Genomic DNA, 23,064 nt, shown 5'->3' with positions numbered 1-23,064 from the left:
TATTGGCAAAAAATAGCCCTGCCCTGAAAGGCTGATGCTAAAATCACCCCAAACGTTGTTGTAAACCTAGCTAAGGTTTCGACATTATCGTCGGTTTACGCCTAGTTTGATGTGATTTTAGCGATCAGCAGTCCTAATATTTGAATGTTCAACAGACCCTAGTTTCTTATAAAAAATAAGATTTTTGCGATATGATTCACGAAGTTTTCACAAAAATTGGCATGGTGCTTTGATATATTATGACTCACTGTTATTGAGCGTTGGTTATAAGGATTAAAGCCTATGTCATTTTTTCTTCCACATGCTAGCAAGCGTGCAAATTGGCTACTGATTGCAATAGGAATTAGCCTTGCTGCTATTATTAGCACTAGTGCCATTGCTGCGGTTAAGCATATTGTAGAAAAAAAGCAACCCATTGCTAATAACGTTATTATCGATAAAGTCTTTGTCGATAAATCTGAACGCCGTTTGCAATTATTGAGCGGCGATGATGTGATTCGTACTTATCATATTGCATTGGGCGACAGTCCAGTAGGTCACAAGCAGCAACAAGGCGATGAACGTACACCCATAGGCAACTATACTTTAGATTATAAAAATGAAAACTCTATTGCCCATCGCTCCATTCATATTAGTTATCCAAATGCGGCTGATAAAGCGCAAGCCAAATCACTTGGTGTCAATCCGGGCGGTGATATTATGATTCATGGTCAGATGAATGGCTTTGGTCATTTAGCATGGCTCAATCAAAAACGCGACTGGACAGATGGTTGTATTGCCGTGACCGATGATGAGATGGATGGAATCATGGCTGCAGTCAAGGTAGGTACCACGATTGAAATCGTAGAGTAGAGTGATTGAATTTTCGATGACACGGTTTAATTCTATATCAATCAGATAGGGTGTCAGACTCGCTTATTTTGTTCTTTGTTGTACTTTTACTCTCCTTCTGCTCGCTTTTTTATAGCACTGCTTTCCTCTTCATACCTTTTAATTCCTCTTAAAAATATACTTAAATGATATTAATCAATAGTCAAAGCTAAATATCATTGCTTATAGTAAGGTTTTATTCGATAATTGGCTTGAAATAAGAACATATATACCTTATATAAATGACAGATAACAGTAGTCGCTAGACTATAAAGCATCTGCTGTAAATACTAATTATAAAGGGATGTGAATATGAGATTTGAGAAATTTACCCAAAAACTGCAATCCACTATTCAAGAAGCACAAAGCCTAGCCCTAGGTCGCGATCATACAGGTATCGATCCTGTGCATCTGCTTGCCATATTGCTGCAAGATGAATCTAATTTGTCTATCTGCCAACAAGCAGGTGCGTCTATTCCAGCGTTAAAGAACGGTGTCGCAAAGGCATTGGACAATCAAGCGACCATTTCGGAGCCGACAGGTGACGTTAACTTAAACCCAAATTCAGTCAAAATCTTGAACTTGGCCGATCGGCAAGCGCAAAAAGAAGGTGATGATTTTATCGCCACCGAATGGGTAATGTTGGCACTGGCTGAACAAGGCGATACCAAAAAGATATTTGAGAGTGCTGGCGTGACGGCAAACAAACTAAAAGTCGTGATTGAGCAGCTACGCGGTGATGATACGGTGAATAACCAAAATGCTGAAGATCAGCGTGATGCACTCAATAAATATACGATTAATCTGACGGAACAAGCAGAGCTTGGCAAGCTAGACCCAGTGATTGGCCGTGACGAAGAGATTCGTCGTACCATTCAGGTGCTGTCACGCCGTACTAAAAATAACCCTGTGCTTATCGGTGAGCCGGGTGTCGGTAAGACGGCTATCGTCGAAGGCTTGGCGCAAAAAATTATTAATGGTGATGTGCCAGAAGGTCTACGTCGCAAAGAAGTGCTGTCGTTAGACTTAGGGGCGCTAATCGCTGGCGCAAAATTCCGCGGTGAGTTTGAAGAGCGTCTAAAAAGCGTATTGAGCGATTTAGCCAAGCAAGAAGGCAACGTCATTTTATTCATCGATGAGCTGCATACCATGGTCGGTGCCGGTAAATCTGAAGGTGCGATGGACGCAGGCAACATGCTAAAACCAGCATTGGCACGCGGTGAGCTACATTGTGTCGGAGCGACGACACTAGATGAGTATCGCAAATACATCGAAAAAGATGCGGCACTTGAGCGTCGTTTCCAAAAAGTGTTGGTCGATGAGCCAACGGTCGAAGACACCATTGCAATTTTGCGAGGTCTCAAAGAGCGCTATGAGCTGCATCACGGGGTCGATATTCAAGACAGCGCCATTATTGCTGCTGCGCGGATGAGTCACCGTTATATTACTGATCGCAAGTTGCCAGACAAGGCGATTGACTTAATCGACGAAGCCGCGAGTCGCTTGCGGATGGAGATGGACAGCAAGCCTGAATCGTTAGGTAAGCTTGATAGCCGTTTGATTCAGCTAAAAATGCAGCGTGAAGTGCTCAAAAACGAAGAAGATGCAGGTGCGCAAGCAGAGCGTAAAGCACTCAATGCACAAATTGAAGAGCTAGAAAAAGAATACGCTGATCTCAATGAAATTTGGCAAGCAGAAAAAGCATTGGTCAAAGGTAGTCAGCAGCTAAAAGACGAGCTGGATAAAGCCCGTATTGCGTATGACAAAGCCAGTCGTGAAGGCGATTATGAGACCATGAGCAAGCTGCAATACGAAACCATTCCACAGCTAGAGCGCCGTATCACTGAGTCTGACTTGGCAGAACAAAAAGAGCAGACAGGCGAAGGTAGTGGGGTAAAACTGCTACGTAATAAAGTCACGGATAATGAGATTGCGGAAGTGGTTGCGGCTGCGACAGGCATTCCAGTCAACAAAATGATGCAGGGCGAGCGTGAAAAAATGCTGGCAATGGAAGAGAAACTCCATGAGCGCGTGATTGGTCAAGATGAAGCAGTTGAAGCGGTAGCCAATGCGGTACGCCGTAGCCGAGCTGGCTTGTCTGATCCCAATCGTCCTTCAGGCTCGTTCTTATTCCTTGGACCTACGGGTGTCGGTAAGACTGAGCTGACCAAGTCATTGGCGAACTTCTTGTTTGACAGTGAAGACTCGATAGTGCGTATCGACATGAGTGAATACATGGAGAAACACAGTGTCAGTCGATTGGTTGGTGCGCCTCCAGGTTACGTTGGCTACGAAGAAGGCGGTGCGTTGACTGAAGCTGTTCGCCGTAAGCCTTATAGTGTGATTTTGTTTGATGAAGTCGAAAAAGCGCATCCTGATGTGTTCAATATCTTGCTACAAGTATTGGACGATGGGCGTTTGACGGATTCACAAGGTCGTGTGGTAGATTTCAAAAATACCGTGATTATCATGACCAGCAACTTGGGATCGCATAAAATCCAAGAAATGGTTGGTGAAAGCTACGAGGATATCAAAGCTGAAGTCATGGATTCTGTTGGTCAGCATTTCCGCCCAGAGTTCGTCAACCGTATCGATGAGATTGTGGTCTTCCATCCACTTGGTATGTCACAAATGGCAGGAATTGCTTCTATCCAGTTAGATCGTTTGCGTCAACGTTTACATGATCGTGAGATGGATATCGAGCTATCAGCGGATGCGATGAACAAGTTGGTCGCGGTCGGTTATGATCCTGTATATGGTGCGCGTCCGCTCAAACGTGCCATTCAGCAAGAGATTGAAAATCCATTGTCATTGAAGCTATTATCGGGTGACTTTGTCGCTGGTGATATCATCAAAGTCGATGTTGGCGCAGACGATAGATTGTCTTTTAATAAGCTAAGAATGAGCTAATCAATCTAGCATTGAAGTTTTTATGAGCTAACTATACTCTCAAACTCAACCCCTTATCTGCGAGCGTAGATAAGGGGCTTTTACGTTTAGGGGCGCGTTTTGCGCTACTATTCTTTTACTATTTAAATATCAGGACTATGCTATAAATGAATGAATGAATGAATGAATGACTAATAATATAAGTGCAAATTAGATAAAGAGGAAAAATGATGACAACCAATATTGAACGTCTAGGCAAACCTTTGACATCGCCCTTAATCATCGCGGCTCTATTATTCAGCACCTCGGCTTGCTCCAATCCTTCATCGGTAAATACCAGCAACGATGCGGCAGAATCCAAAGAGACGCAAACCTCTGAAGCCGATGTAAAAGTTAGTGATGCTCAAATCAGCGTAGACAAGCCTGACTTTACTACTGCCGAGATTGCAACCTTTGATGAGCCTTGGGCTATGGCTGCATTACCCAGCGCAGATAGCAAATCTCCTAGATTGCTGGTGACCCAAAAAACAGGTGAGCTGTTCATTGTAGATACCTCGACGGGTGCCAAAACGAGGGTCGATGGTGTTCCCGAAGTCGCTTATGGTGGCCAAGGTGGATTGGGAGACATAATAGTAGCACCAGATTTTGCTACTTCTAATACAGTTTATCTCAGCTATGTGGAAGCAGACACGGAAGGTGACAGCAATACATTTGGTGCTAAAGTCATCAAGGCAACGCTCTCAGGACTAGAGACAGATACGCCAACGTTACAAGCCATTACGCCAATCTGGGAGCAATCTCCAAAAGTAAAAGGGCAAGGACACTATAGCCATCGCTTGCTGTTTTCACCTGATGGACGCTATCTATATATCAGCTCAGGCGAGCGCCAAGAAAAAACCCCAGCTCAAGATATGAGTGTCAACTTGGGTAAAATTATACGCCTAAATGCTGACGGGTCTATCCCAGCAGATAATCCATTTTTGGACAATACGAATGACATCGCCAAGCAGTTTTGGACGATAGGTCATCGTAATGTGCTTGGCATGACATTTGATGACAGTGGACAGCTTTGGGCACATGAAATGGGGCCAAGAGGCGGCGATGAATTCAATCTCATCGAAAAAGGTAATAATTATGGCTGGCCAGTTGTGTCCAATGGACGCAATTACTCAGGTCTTGATATCCCTGATCATGACACAAAGCCTGAGTTTGCTGCACCCAAAATCACTTGGACGCCAGTCATATCTCCATCTTCCATCAGCATATACGCGGCGGGTAGTCATAATGACTTTCCTAGTTGGCAAGGCAATGCCCTGATTAGTGGTTTATCCTCTAAGGCACTTATCGTAGTCGGCTTCAATGAAGGCAACACCGCTGCTGAACGCTATCGCTACGATATGGGCGAACGTATCCGCAGTGTGCTGGCAGTAGATGGGCAAGTGTGGGCATTGGAAGATGGTAATGGGGGGCAATTACTTAGACTACTGCCTAAGTAATATCATAATAAAACCAATTTTGATTTTATATTTATGTAGTTATTCTAAAAAAAATTGTTAAGTCTTTTAGAGTAAATTAAAGGTTTTATCAAGTTTTATTTTGTAATTGATTGATAGTTAAGGCCTATTTTGTTAAGGTAATGTTCCTTGAATTTTGAGACTTGCACATGGAAGAAGTAAAAGTAGGCAGATTAGGACCTTTTCCACGGGTGAGTAAACCTGTGTTTATAACATCGACGTTGTTAATTGTCGGATTTATTATTTTTGGCGCTTTGTTTACGGAAACAGCAGGGGCGCTCTTTAGTTTTTTACAAAATTTTATTACTGACAAGTTCGGTTGGCTATTTATTATCCTAGTCAATACAGCGCTTGCCCTCTGTATTTACTTAGCAATGAGTCGCTATGGTGATATTCGGCTAGGCAATCAAACAGAGCGACCACAATACAATCTGTTTTCGTGGATTGGTATGTTGTTTTCTGCAGGTATTGGTATTGGTCTGGTCTACTGGGGTACAGCGGAGCCGTTGTATCACTTTATGGCACCACCAATGGGCGAGGCCGAAACGGTAGCAGCTGCAAAGCAAGCGATGAATATCTCATTTATGCATTGGGGATTACACGCTTGGGCCATTTATACGATTGTGGCGCTGTCTTTAGCCTATTTCCATTTCCGTCGTGGCTTGCCATTATCGATTCGATCAACCTTGTATCCTTTGCTCGGCAAAAGAATTTACGGCCGATGGGGACATACTGTCGATATCTTGGCCGTGTTTGGTACGATGTTTGGTGTGGTCACCTCGCTTGGGCTTGGGGTGATGCAGATCAATTCTGGACTCGAAAAGCTGTTTGGTACGCCTAACAGTCTTACGGTTCAGTTTGGCTTGATCGCTTTCATTACAGCGCTTGCAGCGGCTTCGGTCTTGATGGGTCTAGATAAAGGTATTAAGCGACTTAGTGATATCAATATTGGTTTCACCATCGTCTTATTGGCGTTTATGGTTATTTTAGGGCCGACACTTTTCATTTTTGATAGCTTTATTGAAAACATCGGCAACTATCTGACAGTGATTGTTCCTTTAGGTACGTGGGGCGAGTCTTATAGTGGAACGGATTGGCAGAGTGGTTGGACGATATTTTATTGGGCATGGTGGGTTAGCTGGGCACCATTTGTTGGTATCTTTATTGCCCGTATCTCTCGTGGTCGTACGATTAGAGAGTTTGTACTTGGTGTACTACTCATTCCTATGATGATTTTGTTTTTCTGGTTTACGACCTTTGGTGGCGTTGCTGTTCACATGGAGCTTGCCTCTGCTGTGTCTGGTATCAGTCCAGGATTGGTTGAAGCGGTACAAGCAGATACTGGTAGTGCGATCTTTAAATTGGTTGAGTACTATCCATTGGCAAAACCAATTACGCTACTGATTGTAGTGATGATTATGCTGTGGTTCGTAACCTCATCAGACTCAGCCAGTTTTGTCATTGACATGTTGACTGCTGGTGGCGATACCAATCCACCAAAAATACAGCGCTTGTTTTGGGCAACCACAGAAGGCGTTATCGCAGCTATCTTGCTGGCGGCTGGTGGACTGTCTGCCTTACAAGCGGCGGCTATCGTAGCAGGACTGCCATTTGCCTTAGTGATTTTCGTTATGATGTATGCATTGTTACGTGGTCTTAGTCGCGATCGCTTGATTCTATATCGAGCGCAGCAGCAATTCATCACAGATGAATCAGCAGACCATAATTCAGCGAACGAATTCGTTGATGAGCATTTGCTAAAAGGGCCACCCAAGATAGTGAAAGGTGACTAATAAGTAAAATAGTCATTTGAGCTGTTTTAATAGGAGCCCTAATTTATTCGTAAATTGGGGCTTCTTTATTGGATAAAGATATTTAAATTTATTCAGTCTAAATTCGAATTGTTGAAAATTAGTACCGAAGTGTTACCACCATTTCTATACATTTGGCAGTGTTTACAAAACGTTATATTTGATAATTCGTTCATACCTTGGTATGGTTACGCACTTTTTTTGGGGATATACCTATGGATCATGTAAAAGTTGGCCGATTAGGCCCTTTTCCGCGGGTAAGTAAACCTGTATTTTTGACTTCAGCGATTTTGATACTTGCCTTCATTATCTTTGGGGCATTATTCAACGAACAAGCAGAAGTGGTATTTAACCAAGCAAAAGCATTTGTCTCTTTACGCTTTGGCTGGTTCTTTATTGTGGTGGTCAATTTAACGTTGGTCATGAGTATTTATATGATATTTAGCCGCTATGGCGATATCAGGCTCGGTCATCAGAATGAGAGACCAGAGTACAATCTGGTTTCTTGGATTGGTATGCTGTTTTCAGCAGGTATCGGTATTGGACTGCTCTATTGGGGCACAGCCGAGCCGCTGTATCATTTCATGGCTCCACCATTAGGCGAGGCGGAAACAGTCGCCGCTGCTAAGCAGGCGATGAACATCTCGTTCCTGCATTATGGTCTACATGTATGGGCGCTCTATGGCATGGTCGCGCTATCCTTGGCTTATTTTCATTATCGAGTAGGATTACCATTGGCCATCCGCTCCACCTTGTATCCAATATTGGGCAAAAAAATCTACGGTGGTTGGGGTCATACGGTCGATACGCTTGCCGTATTTGGTACGATGTTTGGGGTAGTGACCACGTTAGGTCTTGGTGTTTTACAGATTAACTCTGGTCTTGAGACACTGTTTGGTGTGCCCAACAATATTACGGTGCAGATTATTTTGATCGGCTTTATCACTATGCTAGCAGGGTTATCCTTGTTCATGGGACTAGATAAAGGCATTAAGCGTCTCAGTGATACCAATATATTCTTCACGGTGATATTGCTAAGCTTTGTGATTATCTTTGGGCCTACTCAGTTTATCTTTAATAGTTTTGTAGAAAATATCGGTAACTATTTGCATGAAATTGTGCCACTAGGTCTGTGGACAGAGTCTTATAGTGGAGAGGAAAACTGGCAATCCTCATGGACAATATTCTATTGGGCATGGTGGATTAGTTGGTCACCATTTGTTGGAGTGTTTGTTGCCCGTATCTCTCGAGGTCGCACCATCCGTGAGTTCATATTAGGGGTGTTATTAATTCCTATCACGATTTTATTCTTGTGGTTTACTGCCTTTGGTGGTTCTGCGGTGAATATGGAGCTGATGGCAGCGGCAGATCCTAACCTTGTCAGTCCGGGTCTTATCGAAGCCGTTAAAGCAGATACCGGTAGTGCTATCTTTAAGTTAATGGAGTCTTATCCACTAACAGAGGCGGTCAACCTACTCATTGTAGTCATGATTGTACTGTGGTTTGTGACCTCATCAGATTCAGCCAGCTTTGTTATTGATATGCTGACCTCAGGTGGCGATACCAATCCACCGAAGATTCAGCGTTTGTTTTGGGCAGGTGCTGAAGGCGTTATCGCCGCTGTATTATTGGCAGCAGGTGGTTTAAGTGCACTGCAAGCGGCCTCTATTGTTTCGGGCTTTCCTTTTGCTATTGTGATTGTCGTGATGATGTATTCATTGCTACGCGGATTGAGCCGAGATCGTTTGATACTGTATCGTAATCAGCAATGGTTCACGACTGAGGAGTCAGCAGAGCACAATTCTGCTAATGAATTCCGTGATGAAGACCTACTTACAGGTCCACCAAAAATCATAGACTCTAATGATTAACACGCTTTAGATATTTGCTAAAAATCCCAGCCTTGTGCTGGGATTTTTTATGTCACTGTATTTTTATATTTTCAATAAGTGGAAAGCCATCATCTGCATTCATCTTTTGCGTAAACGATTGCTTCAGTGCTATATAGTTAAAGTATAGTCAGTGAAAAGTAATATCGATATATCAGCAGTATCGTAGCGTTTTTGAGGTATTTTGACTATAGTTTAAAGTGAGCGCAAGGCAACTGAGTGCAAGTAGATTACTGATAGACAACGCACGCAAATAAAAATAGCGTACTCAGGTTATGAGTACGCTATTGGTTTTTCAATCAGATATAAGCCAAATTTATACTGTACTTAGTATGCGCCTTCGCTATAGATAAGCTCGTAGCTATGGCTGTATATCTCGACGATGTTGCCGAACGGATCTTCCATATAAATCATGCGGTAAGGTTTTTCGCCCGGGTAGTAGTAGCGTGGTTTTTCCATACGCTTTTTGCCACCTGCTGCAACCATACGCTCAGCCAGCTCTTCAACATTTGGATCTTGAACACAGAAGTGAAAAATACCTGTTTTCCAGTATTCAAAGTTGTTTTCAGGATCTTCTTGGTTTTTAAATTCAAAAATCTCAACACCGATACGGTCACCAGTAGATAGGTGAGCGATACGGAAGCGGCCCCAACCTGAACCGAATACTTCAGTACACATTTCACCAATCGGACTATCATCTTCAACAATCTCAGTTGGTTCCATGATGGTGTACCAACCCATCACTTCAGTATAGAATTTTACGGCAGCGTCCAAATCAGGTACTGAAAGACCGATGTGCGAAAAGCTTCTTGGATAAACGTTGTTCATAGCTTGTGCTCCTGTTTGCTGTACTCTTGTTTAACGTGAGGCCAGTATACAAACGCACCGTCATTATGTAAAATTATCAAATATTATATAAATAAGTATGAAATGTAATGATGAATATCACATGGTTGCGTACTTTCTGTACGCTCGCGGAAGTTGGTCACTTTACGCGTACGGCTGAACGTCTGCATATGACGCAGTCTGGTGTGAGCCAGCACATAAGTAAGCTAGAAGAGCAGTTGGATACGAATTTGCTGATTCGACAAGGAAAGCAATTCTCATTGACCAATGCAGGTGAGCAGCTCTATAAGGAGGCAGGAGATATATTGCAGCGCTTATCCAATCTGGAGCAGCGAATTGGCGAGGATCCACCTTATGAAGGATTGGTGCGGTTGATGTCACCGGGAAGTGTTGGACTTAAGCTATACCCAAAGCTGTTGACGCTACAGCAGCAGCATCCAAAATTGGTGATTGATTATCGCTTTGCACCCAATGCTGATATCGAGCGGGCGCTTGCCAATCACGAGATCGATATTGGTTTTATGACGGATATCTCAGATGATGAGACAGTCAGTTGCCAGCCTATGGCGCAAGAAGCGTTGATACTGGTGACGCCAGCGAGCATGGTAGAGCCGAGCTGGGAGCAGCTCACTGAGCTTGGCTTTATCGATCATCCAGACGGTGCCCATCATGCAGGCATGCTACTGACTGCCAATTATGAGCAATTCCAGCATATCAATGATTTTGAGAAAAAAGGTTTTTCTAATCAAATTGGTCTAATTTTAGAGCCGGTCAGTAAGGGAATTGGCTTTACTGTTTTGCCAGCGCATGCAGTGGCAGCTTATCCAAAGCCTGAGCTTATCAACAGTCATTATCTGCCAGTTGCGGTTAGCGAGACGCTATACCTTGCGCTAAGACGACAGCATGCGCTCTCTAATAGAGTGCATACAGTCATTGAGGAAGTAAAAAAATGGCTATAAAGGTATGACAGGCGTATACAAATTTTCTTAGGCAAAGTATATAAATACGGGAATAAGGATTTTACTAAGCTATTTTATCAAACCAAGCCTTGCTGCTTTGAGCAGTCATAGAGTCGAAGCTTACATAAATCCCTTGGTCACCTAAAGTGGCATACCAATGATCATCGTTGCTACCGGTTAGCAACTGAAAATACTTATTGTTAACGATTCTACCTACAGTATAGACTTCGCCTTCTAAATAAAAGTCATTACCTTGTGTGCAGATTAATTTATCGTCAGTGCTTATCATATAGTTCTATCTCATTCATGAAAAGATAAAATGATAATAGCAACTTAACTAGTAATAATAAAGAGGCTTTGATAAGGAGTATCTTATTGTTAAGTATATGTTTTTTAGCTTATTTGTTGCTGAAACATATCATTATAAAATTGGGTGCAATAGTAAGTGATTGAGCATACAAACTTGAGCATATAGGGGTCTCTATGTTATCTGATTTTTAATAGTGAACGATTGGTTTTCATAAATAAAAGCTGCCTACACCGCAAATTTTTTCGCGCCGAGCACACAAGCTAATGCTCCCAATGTACTTATTACCATGCCAAGACTAACGGTCTCATGTAGTAATCCTGCCGCTAGCATAAGACCCATAAAAGGCTGTAGCAACTGTAATTGCCCAACAGCAGCAATACCCCCTAATGCCAATCCACGATACCAAAACAAAAATCCGATAAACATACTGAACAAAGACACATAGAATAATCCTGCCCAAGCGGTAATGTTGATGTCTGTGAATGTCTTTGGCCACGTTAGCCACGTGACGGGAAGTAGCATTGGTAATGATAAAACCAAAGCCCAACTAATCACCTGCCAGCTGCCAAGAGTGCGTGATAACCGTGCGCCTTCTGCATAACCTAGAGCACAAGCGATGACAGCGCCTAGCATTAGTAAGCCTCCCAACAAAGGCGTATGACTACTGCTCATAGCCGCGTAACCAGCGACAAAGGTGCTACCTAACAAGGCAAATAACCAAAATAAAGCGGGTGGGCGTTCATCACCGCGCCAAACGGCAAATATAGCAGTGAACAGCGGTAATATTCCTAAAAATACAATGGCGTGTGCCGAGGTGACATGCTGTAAAGCCAACGCGCTTAACAAAGGAAAGCCAATGACCACAACTAGAGCGACAACACTTAGAGCGGGTAGGTCAGCCTTGGTTGGTGGGTGCTGTTTGAATATTATTAAGACGGTGATAGCGAGCAACGCGGCTAACGTCGCACGCGTTCCAGTCAAAAATAGAGGATCAAAACCCATTACTGCTAAGCGGGTAGCTGGTAAAGAGCCTGCAAAGATAACGACACCGATAAATCCATTCATCCAACCTTGAGTTGTGTTTTTCATAAACCTACCACTGTATTTTTGATACGTTGATTAAAGCAAATGTTTGGTAGGTTATCTACGTACAATACAGTACAATTATACCGAACTGTTTGGTGTCAATAGCCCATACAGTATGAAGCGTATTTACTAAAGGTAGGCTGGTATAACTATGTTTGATCATTGAAACCAGATAAATGCTATTTTAGATTTATCTGACTTTGAGCCAACTCACGGTAGCCAAGCATAATAAATTTTTCGGCTAAGCATGACTTGGTAAAGCATAGATAATGGCATGGTAGAGAATAGAGAATAGAGAATAGAGAATAGAGAATAGAGAATAGAGAATAGAGAATAGAGAATTATGAAAATTGGATCGACTCGTATTGAGATGGTAAGAGCGGATGTAAAAGCAAAGATTGCTACTGTCATCTACATACCCGGTACACGTTTGCCTTCGGTACGCGCCGCTGCTAAAAATCACGGTTTTTCACCGTCGACAGTCGTAGAAGCTTATGAGCGGCTGCAAGCTGATGGGATTATATACTCGCGTCCAGGTGCTGGCTTTTACGTTGCCGAGTCTACGCCACCACTATCCTTGGCAGATATTGCTCCAAAGCTTGATCGAGCCGTAGATCCGTTATGGGTGTCGAGGCAATCGCTTGAAACTTCTGATAATGCTTTGAAGCCAGGATGTGGCTGGTTACCGCCTGACTGGCTATATGAAGAAGGTATGCGTCGCGGATTGCGTAGTGTGGCAAAGGGCAGTGCGAGTGTGATGAGCGAGTATGCCACGCCATTGGGATTATTAGAATTGCGCCAACTACTTACTAGGCGTATGGTAGGTTTGGGGATAAACGCGGAACCGTCGCAGGTCATGTTGACTGAGTCTGGTACACAGGCCATAGATTTGATTTGTCGTTTTTTATTGACACCAGGTGATACCGTAGTCGTAGATGATCCTTGTTACTTTAATTTTCATGCGTTATTAAAAGCACATCGGGTAAAGGTGGTAGGAGTACCTTACACCTCTACTGGGCCGGATGTTGATGTATTCGCTGCAGTATTAGATGAGCATAAGCCGCGCCTTTATATAACCAATGCTGCGATACATAACCCTACGGGCGCCACATTGTCACCAGCCACAGCCTATAAAGTGTTGCAACTGGCACAAGCCGCTGGGTTATATATCATTGAAGATGACATTTTTGCTGACTTTGAGATTACTCCAGCAACTAGGTTGGCAGCATTAGATGGTTTATCGCAAGTATTCTATATCGGTAGCTTTTCTAAAACCTTATCTGCATCATTGCGCTGCGGTTATATTGCGGCACCAACTGCTTGGGTAGAGAGTCTATTAGACTTAAAAATAGCCACAGGTTTTGGTGGTGGGCAGCTGGCAGCAGCAGTGGTTCTATCTGCACTGACAGATAGTGGTTACCGAAAACATATGAATGCTATGCATCTACGCTTGGCAAAAGCACGCTCGCAAACGTTACCACGCTTGGCTAAATTGGGTATAGCTCCCTGTCTATTACCACAAGCTGGCATGTTTCTTTGGTGTCAGCTACCTGATGGTAACAACGCGGCTGAATTAGCAAACGCTTGCTTAGCAAAGGGCGTGTTATTGGCTCCGGGTAATGTCTTTAGTCAAGCTCAGAACGCTGAGCATTTTATGCGTTTCAATGTCGCACAAGCATCAGACGCTAGGATCTATGAAGTGTTGGCTGAGTCATTGGATTAAGAGATTGAGCCGATGTGTGCGCTGAATGAATTGACATAAAAAAAGCCAGCAACACAAGGTTGCTGGCTTTTTATAGACTGAGTCTAACTATTTCAAAGATTACTCTTCAGAATAGTTGTCATTCTCGTCTGTAGCTTCTTCAGCTGTATCTTGGTCATCGCCATCTTCAGATAGGATAGTGACTAAGATGCTAGCAGTAACGTCATGATGTAGTTGAATATCAACATTATATTCGCCCACTTGACGTAGTGTGCCTTCAGGTAGCTTGATTTCAGCACGGTCTACTTCTAGACCTGAGTTAGTCAATGCTTCAGCGATATCGCGAGTACCGATAGAGCCGAATAGCTTGCCTTCGTCACCTGATTTAGCACGCATGATAACATTAACGTCAGTCAATGCATCAGCACGTTCTTGAGCAACAGCTACTTCTTTCGCTTCTTCAGCTTCAAGTTCGGCACGACGTGTTTCGAACTTTTCAATGTTAGCTTTATTAGCAGGTAGAGCTTTGCCCAATGGGATAAGAAAGTTACGTCCGTAACCTGGTTTTACATCGACAGTTTCACCGAGTTTACCAAGGTTGACGATACGCTGTAACAAAATAATTTGCATGAGTCATTCCTAGTTAACGGTTAACCCTGATGGTTATCAGTGTATGGAAGTAGCGATAAGTAACGAGCTTGCTTGATAGCAGTAGCTAGTTGACGCTGATATTTAGTAGATGTACCGGTAATGCGGCTTGGTACGATTTTACCATTATCACTGATATACTGTTTTAGCAATTCAACATCTTTATAATCGATGTGAGTGATGCCTTCAGCAGTGAAACGGCAGAATTTGCGACGGCGATAGAAACGTGCCATGAGTATTCTCCTTTAATTAGTCTTCACTGTTGTCGTTGTCGTCATTATCGTTTTCACGACTGTCTGGACGACGAGTAGTTGCTTTGCGTGCGCGTTTTTCATCGGCATTCTTGGCTAACTGCGACTCTTCAGTGACAGCGTCGTCACGGCGCATAACTAGACTACGAATGATCGCGTCGTTATAACGGAATAATTCTTCAAGTTCAGCTAAAGTCTCACCGTCAGTTTCAATGTTGAAAAGAACGTAATGAGCTTTGTGAATCTTGTTGATTGGGTAAGCCAGTTGACGACGGCCCCAATCTTCTAAACGATGGATAACACCGTTGTTGTCTTGAACTAACTTGATATAGCGTTCAACCATGCCGACCACTTGGTCGCTTTGGTCTGGGTGTACAATTAACACCAGTTCGTAATGTCGCATTATGACTCCTTACGGATTAGTAGCTATTAACCCTATGTTAATAGCAAGGAGATTTATAAGGTAAGCTGTATTCCCATCAAATATAACAAAATATAATAGGAAAAAAGCTTAGTTTATAAAGCGCCGTATTATAACAGTACGCAACGATTAACACAAAGGTTAATCGTTGCGCAGCTGCCAATAAAAACATGAAAACAATAAATTTTTCTGTATCAATGATCTGTATCAATAAAAAGCCACGATAAAAAGCTACTTTTTTGACATCATCTAAGACTTATTTTTGATAAAACGCTCAAAACGTTGCTATTTTACTTTGGGCTGTTTTACCAATTGACTGCTATCTGCTTTTACCACCAACGTTTTGGCAAGCTTGTCATGCCAGCCGATATTTTGCGGGCTTTTTGAGGCCATATAATAATGAATGGCGACAATCACAAAACCTAAAAAGCTGGTGAATGAAAACAGTAAGTTGTAGATAATGAACAATAGCAAAGTACGTGTGCCGATGAGCTTGATAAAAGAAGGCAGACGATGCGTGGTTTGATCCACGACGCGAATACCTGTAATCAGCTTGCCCAGTGATTGACCACGCATGGTGATAAATACTAACTGTAACGCAAACAAGCCAAAAACCATGACTTGCGATATCATCAATGTGCTGCTAGGAAGGCTCTCCATCAGCGTCATTGAATATTGATAAGCGGCATCCATGTCTTGGATATTTTGAAACTTGCTATAGTCTACATCCATTTTGGTTAATGCTAATCCAAGTGGAAAGATGGCTAGCAAGTACAATAAGCCATTGAGCGCAGTTGCCAATATGCGTGACATGATCGGGGCTAGTACTACATCGCCAACGACTTTATCTTTGGCTGTGATATTCTTATTAGCAGCCGTTTTATTTAATGACACATTATTATGCGGTGTGTGATGACGGTTGCTGGTCATATCTGCTTTGGCATTGTCTTTTGGACGTTCAGGCTTACCATATAGTCTGTCTAACGACACGCTTTTTCCGTCTTCAGTGCTACTGGTTTCAGTATCTTCGGGAAACACGGTGACATTATTGACAATAGAGTCATTAACCTCAGGGCTGCTAATGCTAGTAGGTCGATAAACCCCTTGATTGTTCGTCAAGTTGCCAACTCGCTGCCATTGGTCTAAGCCTTCGTGCCAAATCAAATCATCCAGTAAAACTTCACCAGACGTCAGCATAATATTGAGCTGATCCAAATTATATGGACCGGCTTGTACGTTATTTCGAGCTAAGAAAATCTGCATAATTGCCTGCATAGTTAGTCATATATTAAGTCGCTACTGTAAGACATAGTATTAGGGTCTATTCAAGATTTTTCAAATAGACCCTAATGGTTGTATCTTCAATGACTGTGTGAATTACCGCTGTGACTTAAATTACGGCTTACTTTGCTTCTTCACCAGCTAAGAAGAACCAAGTATCTAGTACTGAGTCAGGGTTCAATGACACTGAGCTGATACCTTGCTCCATGAGCCAGAACGCAAGATCTGGATGGTCTGATGGACCTTGACCACAGATACCGACATACTTACCCGCTTTGCGGCAAGCATCAATCGCCATAGACAGTAGCTTTTTAACAGCAGGGTCACGCTCATCAAATAGATGCGAGACGATACCTGAGTCACGGTCAAGACCAAGCGTTAGCTGAGTCAAATCGTTAGAGCCGATAGAGAAGCCATCGAAGTGTTCTAAGAACTCTTCTGCTAATAACGCGTTGGTTGGTAGCTCACACATCATAATGATGCGTAGGCCGTTCTCACCACGTTTTAGACCGTTTTTCTCGAGTAACTCAATAACTTGGGCGGCTTCGTCAACGGTACGGACGAATGGAATCATAATTTCGACGTTGGTCAGACCCATCTCATCACGTACGCGCTTTAGGGCTTTACACTCAAGCTCAAAGCAATCACGGAAATTATCAGAGACATAACGACTGGCACCACGGAAGCCCAACATTGGATTTTCTTCTGACGGCTCGTATAACTTACCACCAAGCAAGTTAGCGTATTCGTTTGATTTGAAATCTGACATACGAACAATAACTGGCTGATCCATAAAGGCAACCGCTAGTGTTGAGATGCCTTCGACCAATTTATCAACATAAAAGTCAACAGGTGAAGCATAACCAGCGATACGCTCTTGGATTGCTTGTGATATCTCACGTGGCAAGCTGTTCATGTTTAGCAAGGCTTTTGGATGCACACCGATCATACGGTTGATGATGAATTCAAGACGCGCAAGACCAATACCTTCGTTTGGCATTTGGGTGAAAGAGAAGGCGCGATCTGGATTACCAACGTTCATCATAATCTTGAAGGCAAGATCTGGCATAGATTCAACAGAGTTGGTCTGTATTTCAAAGTCAATTTGGCTTTCATAAATGAAACCAGTATCACCCTCGGCACAAGAAACAGTGACGTCTTGACCATCAACCAACAGTTCAGTGGCATTACCACAACCGACGATAGCCGGTACGCCAAGCTCACGGGCGATAATAGCTGCATGACAGGTACGACCACCACGGTTAGTGATGATGGCAGAGGCACGCTTCATGACTGGCTCCCAATCTGGATCGGTCATGTCTGATACGAGGACGTCGCCGTCTTGTACTTTGTCCATCTCGTTTAGGTTGCTAACGATACGTACTTTACCCGCACCAATGCGTTGACCAATTGAGCGGCCTTCACATAAGATTTTTGCATCAGTAGTATTGATGATATAGCGTTCCATGACATTGCTGTCTTGGCGGCTTTTTACGGTTTCTGGACGGGCTTGAACGATAAAGATTTCATTGGTATCGCCGTCTTTTGCCCATTCGATATCCATCGCTTGACCGTAATGCTTCTCAATGGTCATCGCTTGCTTGGCAAGTGAGGTCAGCTCTTCGGTAGATAGCGAGAACTGCATGCGATCTTGTTTTTCAACATCAACGGTTTTGACAGACTTAGTCGTACTGCCTTCATCACCGTAGATCATTTTCTTATGCTTGCTGCCTAGGTTACGGCGAATAACCGAAGGCTTGCCATTGGCGAGCAATTGCTTAGAGATATAGAATTCATCTGGGTTAACCGCACCCTGTACGACCATTTCACCTAGGCCATAGCTTGAAGTGATAAAGACCACTTGATCAAAACCACTCTCTGTATCTAGCGTGAACATCACACCAGCAGCACCGGTCTCTGAGCGTACCATGCGCTGTACAGCAGCAGACAATGCAACGCCTTCGTGCTCAAAACCTTTATGTACACGATAAGAGATTGCGCGGTCGTTATAAAGAGACGCAAATACTTCTTTAATGGCAATCAGAACGTTATCAATACCGCGAATGTTTAGGAAAGTCTCTTGCTGACCGGCAAATGAGGCATCTGGCAAATCTTCGGCAGTCGCAGAAGAACGGACAGCAACCGCGATGTCATCGCCGCCACTCATGGTTTCAAATGACTGACGCACTTCTTGCTCTAGATCGCTTGGCAGCTCTTGCTCAATAATCCACGTACGAATTTTTTTACCCGTTTCTGCAAGTTTTTTTACATCATTAACATCTAATGTTTTTAGCTCGCTGTTGATTTTGTCAAGCAAGCCAGTTTCGTTCAAAAAACGGTTAAATGCATTTGAAGTGGTGGCAAATCCGCCTGGAACACTAACACCCAAATCAGACAAATGGCTGATCATTTCACCTAATGAGGCGTTCTTACCGCCGACCATCTCAATGTCGTCTTTTCCTAGCTGATCAAGATTGATTACAAGTGCTGTAGATTGCGCTGCCATGATAACTCCAGAAAATAAGGTTATTTAGTAAAGATTATAACGGTCAATTATACCCCTATATTTGGATAATTTCGAGACCTAGAACCAAAAAATTCGTCAAAAAGATACAAATTGTCGGGTTTGCTACATAATTTACGTCAGCTGCCTGACGGTTTTACTTTTAAGACCGAGCCAAAATGTCAATGCTACCGAAATAATAGGGTGCCATAATTGTCATCAAAACCCCTAAATATGAGTAAAATCTGTCCAAAAATACTCCTAGGATTTTTACTACTATATATAGGACATAATATTGGGACTTATATAGGGTCTGTTGAACATTCAAATATTAGGACTGCTGATTGCTAAAATCGCATCAAACTAGGCGTAAACTGACGATAATGTCGAGACCTTAGCTAGGTTTACAACAACGTTTGGGGTGATTTTAGCATCAGCCTTTCAGGGCAGGGCTATTTTTTGCCAATACATGGCGAAATTGTCTACCCTAGAATGACTAGGCGTCAAAAATTTCACTGCGTATTGGCAAAAAATAGACACTGCCAGTACCACATTTGAATGTTCAACAGACCCTAGTCAATAAAACGAAATTGTGCAGGACAATATCGAAAGAAAGAGCGGGGTGTTTGTCGTCGCTTGTCGACAACATTGATTTCTATTGAGCTTCTATTATGCGTATAATGAAAAGTGAAACGCCCTGCGCGAATAATTGAATCAATCATTAAAATATGATGACTGATCAAAAGACAGTCAAAAAAATAAGCCAGTTACAGGCCAATATTAGGGTTTCAACCGAGGTATCAAAGTTATGTACTCAAGCAATCTATCTGAACAAAATAAGCCGACGATACAAAATCATGATGCGTTAAATTTAGACAATTCGCAAACCATAAGAAGTGCATTTTTTATCTCTGATGGTACGGCTATTACGGCTGAGACTCTTGGACGTGCTATTTTAAGTCAGTTTGCTTCCGTTCCTTTTGAGACGCGCGTACTGCCTTATGTCGATAGTTTAGAGCGCGCCGAAGACGCTGTTGAGCAAATTAACATGGCTTATCAACGTGATGGTGTGTTGCCTTTGGTATTCGATACCATTGTTAACTCTGAAATTCGCGAAAAAATCAACTCAGCGACCAGCTGTAACTTAGATATGTACGAGGGCTTGATTGGTCGTGTTGCCGAAGAGACCGGGGTGGAGCCAGATGGACACTCAGGTCATGCACACGATGACGTCGATTCCGAAACCTACAAGGAACGTATCGACGCGGTTCATTTTGCCTTGGACAATGACGATGGCGCACGCACACGTCATTATGACGCGGCTGATATTATTCTGGTTGGAGTCTCACGCTCGGGCAAAACCCCAACGTCATTATATCTAGCCTTACAATTCGGTATCCGTGCGGCCAACTATCCTTTGACCGAAGATGATTTGTACGACAATCAATTACCAAAAGCGTTGCGTGAGCACAAAGACAAATTGTTCGGTCTGCTCATTGATACCGATCGCTTGGTCAAAATTCGTCAAGAACGCCGTGCAGGCAGTCGTTATTCAAGCTATCAGCAATGCCAGCAAGAGCAGCGGGCGATACAAGGTATTTATATCACTCATGGTATTCCTAGCTTAGACGTCTCAGAGATGTCGGTTGAAGAAATTGCCACACGTATCTTACAGATGACGGGTCTTAAACGCCGTATTGGTTAATGCTGGTGGCTAATAAGACGTTAGCGTTGACAAAAATAATTTGTACCATTTTATATAGAACAATTTCACTCAAAACAATGCCTTTACCATATAGAGAATATTATGAGTTCATCTTATAAGTCTAGAAAGACACCTTTATTACTTACTAGCCTGTTATTAAGCGCCGCGACTTTGCTTAGTGCTTGTCAGACCTCGCCATTTGCACGTGAGCCGGTACCTGAGCCCCGTTATGTTCCAACGATTGTGTTGGGTGAAGCGCAAACGCTTACTGTCATGCCAAATCGTGTGGCGTGCGCTTCAGCGTTACCGATGCAGTGCTTGTTGGCCAAATCGAGCAAAGATGGCAGCGTGTTTCAGATTCCTTATGATTGGATCGATGACTTTAAACCGAGCCTTGGTACCGAGTATATAATTAGTGCACGTCCACAAATAGATGAAGGCAAACAAAGCTTGACAGGGCATTGGACATTGCAAAACATCCTATCACAACGTATGGTGGGCACTCCTTAGCAGCATGACCCTGACGCATCTTTGCATTGATTCATTCATAGCCTAAAGACAGACAAACAAAGAAATAAAGAGGACACAATGGGAAGCAAAAATACTAGCGATGCTACCAATGACACTGGTGAAGACATTCATACCGAAGTATCTAATAAAAAAAGCGGCGCCGCGCCAAATCCTGAACATACGGAAGACAAAAATAAAAAAGAAAAAATCGAACAAACACATGAGCAAGTCACCGACGACATCATGCACCACCCTGACTTGGTCAATCCGCTAGATGATACCCGTATTGATGTAAAGTCAGGATTTACTAGAGACTCTGAGCGTATCAAGGGTGACAAGCATCAGTTTGAATATGATGCGGTGGTGTTGGGTGCGGGTCCCGCTGGTGAAGCGGCCGCCATGAAGCTTGCTAAATCAGGCAAAAAAGTCGTGGTTATCGATCCGCGTGAGCAAGTCGGGGGCAATTCTACTCATGTCGGTACGATTCCGAGTAAAGCGTTACGCCAATCAGTATTTAACTTGATTAACTTTCGCCGTGATCCTATGTTTACCAAGGCGATGGAGTATCACCAAGTACCACTAAACAAGGTGCTTGCGAACGCTCGTAAAGTGATACGCAATCAAGTTAGCACCCATACTCGCTTTTATGAGCGCAATCAGATTGAAGTGATTCATGGCTGGGCAAGCTTTACCGATGCGCATACCATTCGTGTTGAGCTTGATGAAAATGTCTTTGAAACCGTTACCTTTAACAAAGCCATCATTACCGTTGGTAGCCGCCCTTATCGTCCTGAGATTTTAGATTTCAATCATCCGCGCGTTTTTGATTCGGATAAAATCCTGCAAATGGATTATGTGGTCAAAAAAATCATCATTTATGGTGCTGGGGTGATCGGCTGTGAGTACGCCTCTATCTTTACCGGTCTGGGCTACAAAGTCGACTTGATCAACAATCAGGGTAAGCTGCTCAGCTACTTAGATAGTGAAATCAGTGATGCGCTAGCGCATGATTTTAGACAATTTGGTGTCCTTATCCGCAATAACGAAGAGATTGATCATCTTGAGACTCATGATGACTGTGTGATTTTGCACTTAAAGAGTGGTAAAAAAATCAAGTCTGATGCGATTCTTTGGTCTAATGGTCGCTCAGGTAATACGGAAGGCTTAAACTTGGAGGCTATCGGCTTAGAGGCCAATAGTCGTGGTCAGCTAAAAGTGGATGATACCTACCGTACTGATATCGAAAATATCTATGCAGCTGGCGATGTGATTGGCTGGCCATCTCTGGCTTCTGCTGCTTATGACCAAGGTCGATGTGCAGCAGCCTTTATGGTTGGTGATAGCGACGCAGAGCCAGTTTCGAGTGTTCCTACAGGTATTTATACCATTCCAGAAATCTCCAGTATCGGTAAGACCGAGCAGGAGCTAACGGATGAGCAAGTACCTTATGAAGTGGGACAAGCCTTCTTTAAGCATCTCGCTCGCGCCCAGATCATCGGTGAGCGTACAGGGGTACTAAAGATATTATTCCACCGTGAGACGCTTGAGATATTGGGGATTCATTGCTACGGCAACCACGCCTCAGAGATTATCCATATTGGACAAGCGGTCATGAAGTGTAACAATACGCTTGAGTACTTCGTAAATACGACCTTTAATTATCCAACGATGGCAGAAGCCTATCGCGTCGCGGCGCTAAATGGTCTTAACCGCGTATTTTAAACGGTTATAAAGATTGAAATAACAATAAAAAAGCGCCTAACGATATCGCTAGGCGCTTTTTTTGTTGTGTATTCCATCCTAAAATAAATTTACTAAAAAGGTTTTTTTAACTCTATTTTAGAACGAGACTCACACAATGGGGCTGAT

At 43.1% G+C, this 23,064-nt stretch carries 18 protein-coding genes; 10 read left to right on the top strand and 8 right to left on the bottom strand.

The features are described from left to right. The first annotated feature begins 282 nt into the window (after positions 1 to 282). The 5 genes from JMY08_RS11335 to JMY08_RS11315 all read left to right on the top strand — a co-directional run bounded on the left by JMY08_RS11335 (position 283) and on the right by JMY08_RS11315 (position 8,955). Complete coding sequence (locus JMY08_RS11335) at positions 283 to 852, top strand: L,D-transpeptidase family protein (RefSeq protein WP_201593416.1); 570 nt, start codon at positions 283 to 285, stop codon at positions 850 to 852. A 330-nt stretch (positions 853 to 1,182) separates the two neighbouring features. Continuing rightward, positions 1,183 to 3,780: an ATP-dependent chaperone ClpB gene (gene clpB / locus JMY08_RS11330; protein WP_201593415.1), complete on the top strand. Its 2,598-nt coding sequence runs from the start codon at positions 1,183 to 1,185 to the stop codon at positions 3,778 to 3,780. Between the two features lie 209 nt (positions 3,781 to 3,989). Next, on the top strand, positions 3,990 to 5,255 hold the full coding sequence (locus tag JMY08_RS11325; protein ID WP_201593422.1) for a PQQ-dependent sugar dehydrogenase: 1,266 nt from the start codon (positions 3,990 to 3,992) through the stop codon (positions 5,253 to 5,255). Positions 5,256 to 5,422: 167 nt separating this feature from the next. Further along, positions 5,423 to 7,066 carry a BCCT family transporter gene (locus tag JMY08_RS11320; RefSeq protein ID WP_189581353.1) on the top strand — a complete coding sequence of 548 codons (1,644 nt, stop codon included), beginning with the start codon at positions 5,423 to 5,425 and terminating at the stop codon, positions 7,064 to 7,066. A gap of 233 nt (positions 7,067 to 7,299) precedes the next feature. After that, the gene (locus JMY08_RS11315; protein ID WP_201593414.1) at positions 7,300 to 8,955 is read left to right on the top strand and encodes a BCCT family transporter; all 1,656 of its coding nucleotides are present in this window, start codon (positions 7,300 to 7,302) and stop codon (positions 8,953 to 8,955) included. A 345-nt stretch (positions 8,956 to 9,300) separates the two neighbouring features. Here the strand turns inward: JMY08_RS11315 and JMY08_RS11310 are convergent, their stop codons facing one another. Continuing rightward, complete coding sequence (locus JMY08_RS11310) at positions 9,301 to 9,801, bottom strand: lactoylglutathione lyase family protein (RefSeq protein ID WP_010198723.1); 501 nt, start codon at positions 9,799 to 9,801, stop codon at positions 9,301 to 9,303. A 107-nt stretch (positions 9,802 to 9,908) separates the two neighbouring features. Here JMY08_RS11310 and JMY08_RS11305 point away from each other — a divergent pair, with 107 nt between their 5' ends. Further along, positions 9,909 to 10,778, top strand: a complete 870-nt coding sequence (locus JMY08_RS11305; protein WP_201593413.1) for a LysR family transcriptional regulator — start codon at positions 9,909 to 9,911, stop codon at positions 10,776 to 10,778. A gap of 64 nt (positions 10,779 to 10,842) precedes the next feature. On the opposite strand, the gene JMY08_RS11300 is transcribed toward JMY08_RS11305, so the two are convergent. Together JMY08_RS11300 and JMY08_RS11295 are read right to left on the bottom strand one after the other, a co-directional pair. Further along, positions 10,843 to 11,067 carry a hypothetical protein gene (locus JMY08_RS11300; RefSeq protein WP_201593412.1) on the bottom strand — a complete coding sequence of 75 codons (225 nt, stop codon included), beginning with the start codon at positions 11,065 to 11,067 and terminating at the stop codon, positions 10,843 to 10,845. A 246-nt stretch (positions 11,068 to 11,313) separates the two neighbouring features. Next, a complete protein-coding gene (locus JMY08_RS11295) occupies positions 11,314 to 12,177 on the bottom strand; it encodes a DMT family transporter (RefSeq protein WP_201593410.1) in 864 nt (287 codons plus the stop codon). 340 nt (positions 12,178 to 12,517) lie between these two features. Here JMY08_RS11295 and JMY08_RS11290 point away from each other — a divergent pair, with 340 nt between their 5' ends. Next, the gene (locus JMY08_RS11290; protein ID WP_201593409.1) at positions 12,518 to 13,897 is read left to right on the top strand and encodes a PLP-dependent aminotransferase family protein; all 1,380 of its coding nucleotides are present in this window, start codon (positions 12,518 to 12,520) and stop codon (positions 13,895 to 13,897) included. Between the two features lie 99 nt (positions 13,898 to 13,996). Here JMY08_RS11290 and rplI read toward each other — a convergent pair whose 3' ends face one another. From rplI to ppsA, 5 genes are all read right to left on the bottom strand, one after another. After that, positions 13,997 to 14,506: a 50S ribosomal protein L9 gene (rplI, locus tag JMY08_RS11285; RefSeq protein WP_010198811.1), complete on the bottom strand. Its 510-nt coding sequence runs from the start codon at positions 14,504 to 14,506 to the stop codon at positions 13,997 to 13,999. Positions 14,507 to 14,526: 20 nt separating this feature from the next. Next, positions 14,527 to 14,757 (bottom strand): 30S ribosomal protein S18, encoded by a 231-nt coding sequence (rpsR, locus tag JMY08_RS11280; protein ID WP_010198808.1) that lies wholly within the window; start codon positions 14,755 to 14,757, stop codon positions 14,527 to 14,529. Between the two features lie 16 nt (positions 14,758 to 14,773). Next, the gene (rpsF, locus tag JMY08_RS11275) at positions 14,774 to 15,178 is read right to left on the bottom strand and encodes a 30S ribosomal protein S6 (protein ID WP_010198801.1); all 405 of its coding nucleotides are present in this window, start codon (positions 15,176 to 15,178) and stop codon (positions 14,774 to 14,776) included. A gap of 303 nt (positions 15,179 to 15,481) precedes the next feature. Continuing rightward, on the bottom strand, positions 15,482 to 16,471 hold the full coding sequence (locus tag JMY08_RS11270; protein WP_201593408.1) for an RDD family protein: 990 nt from the start codon (positions 16,469 to 16,471) through the stop codon (positions 15,482 to 15,484). Between the two features lie 127 nt (positions 16,472 to 16,598). After that, positions 16,599 to 18,983 carry a phosphoenolpyruvate synthase gene (gene ppsA / locus JMY08_RS11265; protein WP_189581369.1) on the bottom strand — a complete coding sequence of 795 codons (2,385 nt, stop codon included), beginning with the start codon at positions 18,981 to 18,983 and terminating at the stop codon, positions 16,599 to 16,601. Between the two features lie 805 nt (positions 18,984 to 19,788). On the opposite strand from ppsA, the gene JMY08_RS11260 reads away from it, so the two are divergent. The 3 genes from JMY08_RS11260 to sthA all read left to right on the top strand — a co-directional run bounded on the left by JMY08_RS11260 (position 19,789) and on the right by sthA (position 22,917). Then, on the top strand, positions 19,789 to 20,685 hold the full coding sequence (locus tag JMY08_RS11260; protein ID WP_227669839.1) for a pyruvate, water dikinase regulatory protein: 897 nt from the start codon (positions 19,789 to 19,791) through the stop codon (positions 20,683 to 20,685). A gap of 102 nt (positions 20,686 to 20,787) precedes the next feature. After that, positions 20,788 to 21,195: a hypothetical protein gene (locus JMY08_RS11255; RefSeq protein WP_010198794.1), complete on the top strand. Its 408-nt coding sequence runs from the start codon at positions 20,788 to 20,790 to the stop codon at positions 21,193 to 21,195. A 78-nt stretch (positions 21,196 to 21,273) separates the two neighbouring features. Beyond that, a complete protein-coding gene (gene sthA, locus JMY08_RS11250) occupies positions 21,274 to 22,917 on the top strand; it encodes a Si-specific NAD(P)(+) transhydrogenase (RefSeq protein WP_227669838.1) in 1,644 nt (547 codons plus the stop codon). Positions 22,918 to 23,064: the final 147 nt, after the last annotated feature.

The organism is Psychrobacter sp. Pi2-51, from assembly GCF_904846665.1.
GTDB classification, from domain to species: Bacteria; Pseudomonadota; Gammaproteobacteria; order Pseudomonadales; family Moraxellaceae; genus Psychrobacter; species Psychrobacter glaciei.
Note: the sequence above shows the minus strand (reverse complement) of the source record. Positions and strands in the feature narration are given on the sequence as shown.

Coding starts and splice junctions, on each gene's coding strand:
- JMY08_RS11315 (WP_201593414.1), top strand. CDS start 7,300: ATGGATCATGTAAAAGTTGGCCGATTAGGCCCTTTTCCGCGGGTAAGT.
- JMY08_RS11305 (WP_201593413.1), top strand. CDS start 9,909: ATGATGAATATCACATGGTTGCGTACTTTCTGTACGCTCGCGGAAGTT.
- JMY08_RS11335 (WP_201593416.1), top strand. CDS start 283: ATGTCATTTTTTCTTCCACATGCTAGCAAGCGTGCAAATTGGCTACTG.
- rplI (WP_010198811.1), bottom strand. CDS start 14,506: ATGCAAATTATTTTGTTACAGCGTATCGTCAACCTTGGTAAACTCGGT.
- rpsF (WP_010198801.1), bottom strand. CDS start 15,178: ATGCGACATTACGAACTGGTGTTAATTGTACACCCAGACCAAAGCGAC.
- JMY08_RS11325 (WP_201593422.1), top strand. CDS start 3,990: ATGACAACCAATATTGAACGTCTAGGCAAACCTTTGACATCGCCCTTA.
- rpsR (WP_010198808.1), bottom strand. CDS start 14,757: ATGGCACGTTTCTATCGCCGTCGCAAATTCTGCCGTTTCACTGCTGAA.
- JMY08_RS11290 (WP_201593409.1), top strand. CDS start 12,518: ATGAAAATTGGATCGACTCGTATTGAGATGGTAAGAGCGGATGTAAAA.
- JMY08_RS11270 (WP_201593408.1), bottom strand. CDS start 16,471: ATGCAGGCAATTATGCAGATTTTCTTAGCTCGAAATAACGTACAAGCC.
- ppsA (WP_189581369.1), bottom strand. CDS start 18,983: ATGGCAGCGCAATCTACAGCACTTGTAATCAATCTTGATCAGCTAGGA.
- JMY08_RS11295 (WP_201593410.1), bottom strand. CDS start 12,177: ATGAAAAACACAACTCAAGGTTGGATGAATGGATTTATCGGTGTCGTT.
- JMY08_RS11255 (WP_010198794.1), top strand. CDS start 20,788: ATGAGTTCATCTTATAAGTCTAGAAAGACACCTTTATTACTTACTAGC.
- sthA (WP_227669838.1), top strand. CDS start 21,274: ATGGGAAGCAAAAATACTAGCGATGCTACCAATGACACTGGTGAAGAC.
- JMY08_RS11260 (WP_227669839.1), top strand. CDS start 19,789: ATGTACTCAAGCAATCTATCTGAACAAAATAAGCCGACGATACAAAAT.
- clpB (WP_201593415.1), top strand. CDS start 1,183: ATGAGATTTGAGAAATTTACCCAAAAACTGCAATCCACTATTCAAGAA.
- JMY08_RS11310 (WP_010198723.1), bottom strand. CDS start 9,801: ATGAACAACGTTTATCCAAGAAGCTTTTCGCACATCGGTCTTTCAGTA.
- JMY08_RS11320 (WP_189581353.1), top strand. CDS start 5,423: ATGGAAGAAGTAAAAGTAGGCAGATTAGGACCTTTTCCACGGGTGAGT.
- JMY08_RS11300 (WP_201593412.1), bottom strand. CDS start 11,067: ATGATAAGCACTGACGATAAATTAATCTGCACACAAGGTAATGACTTT.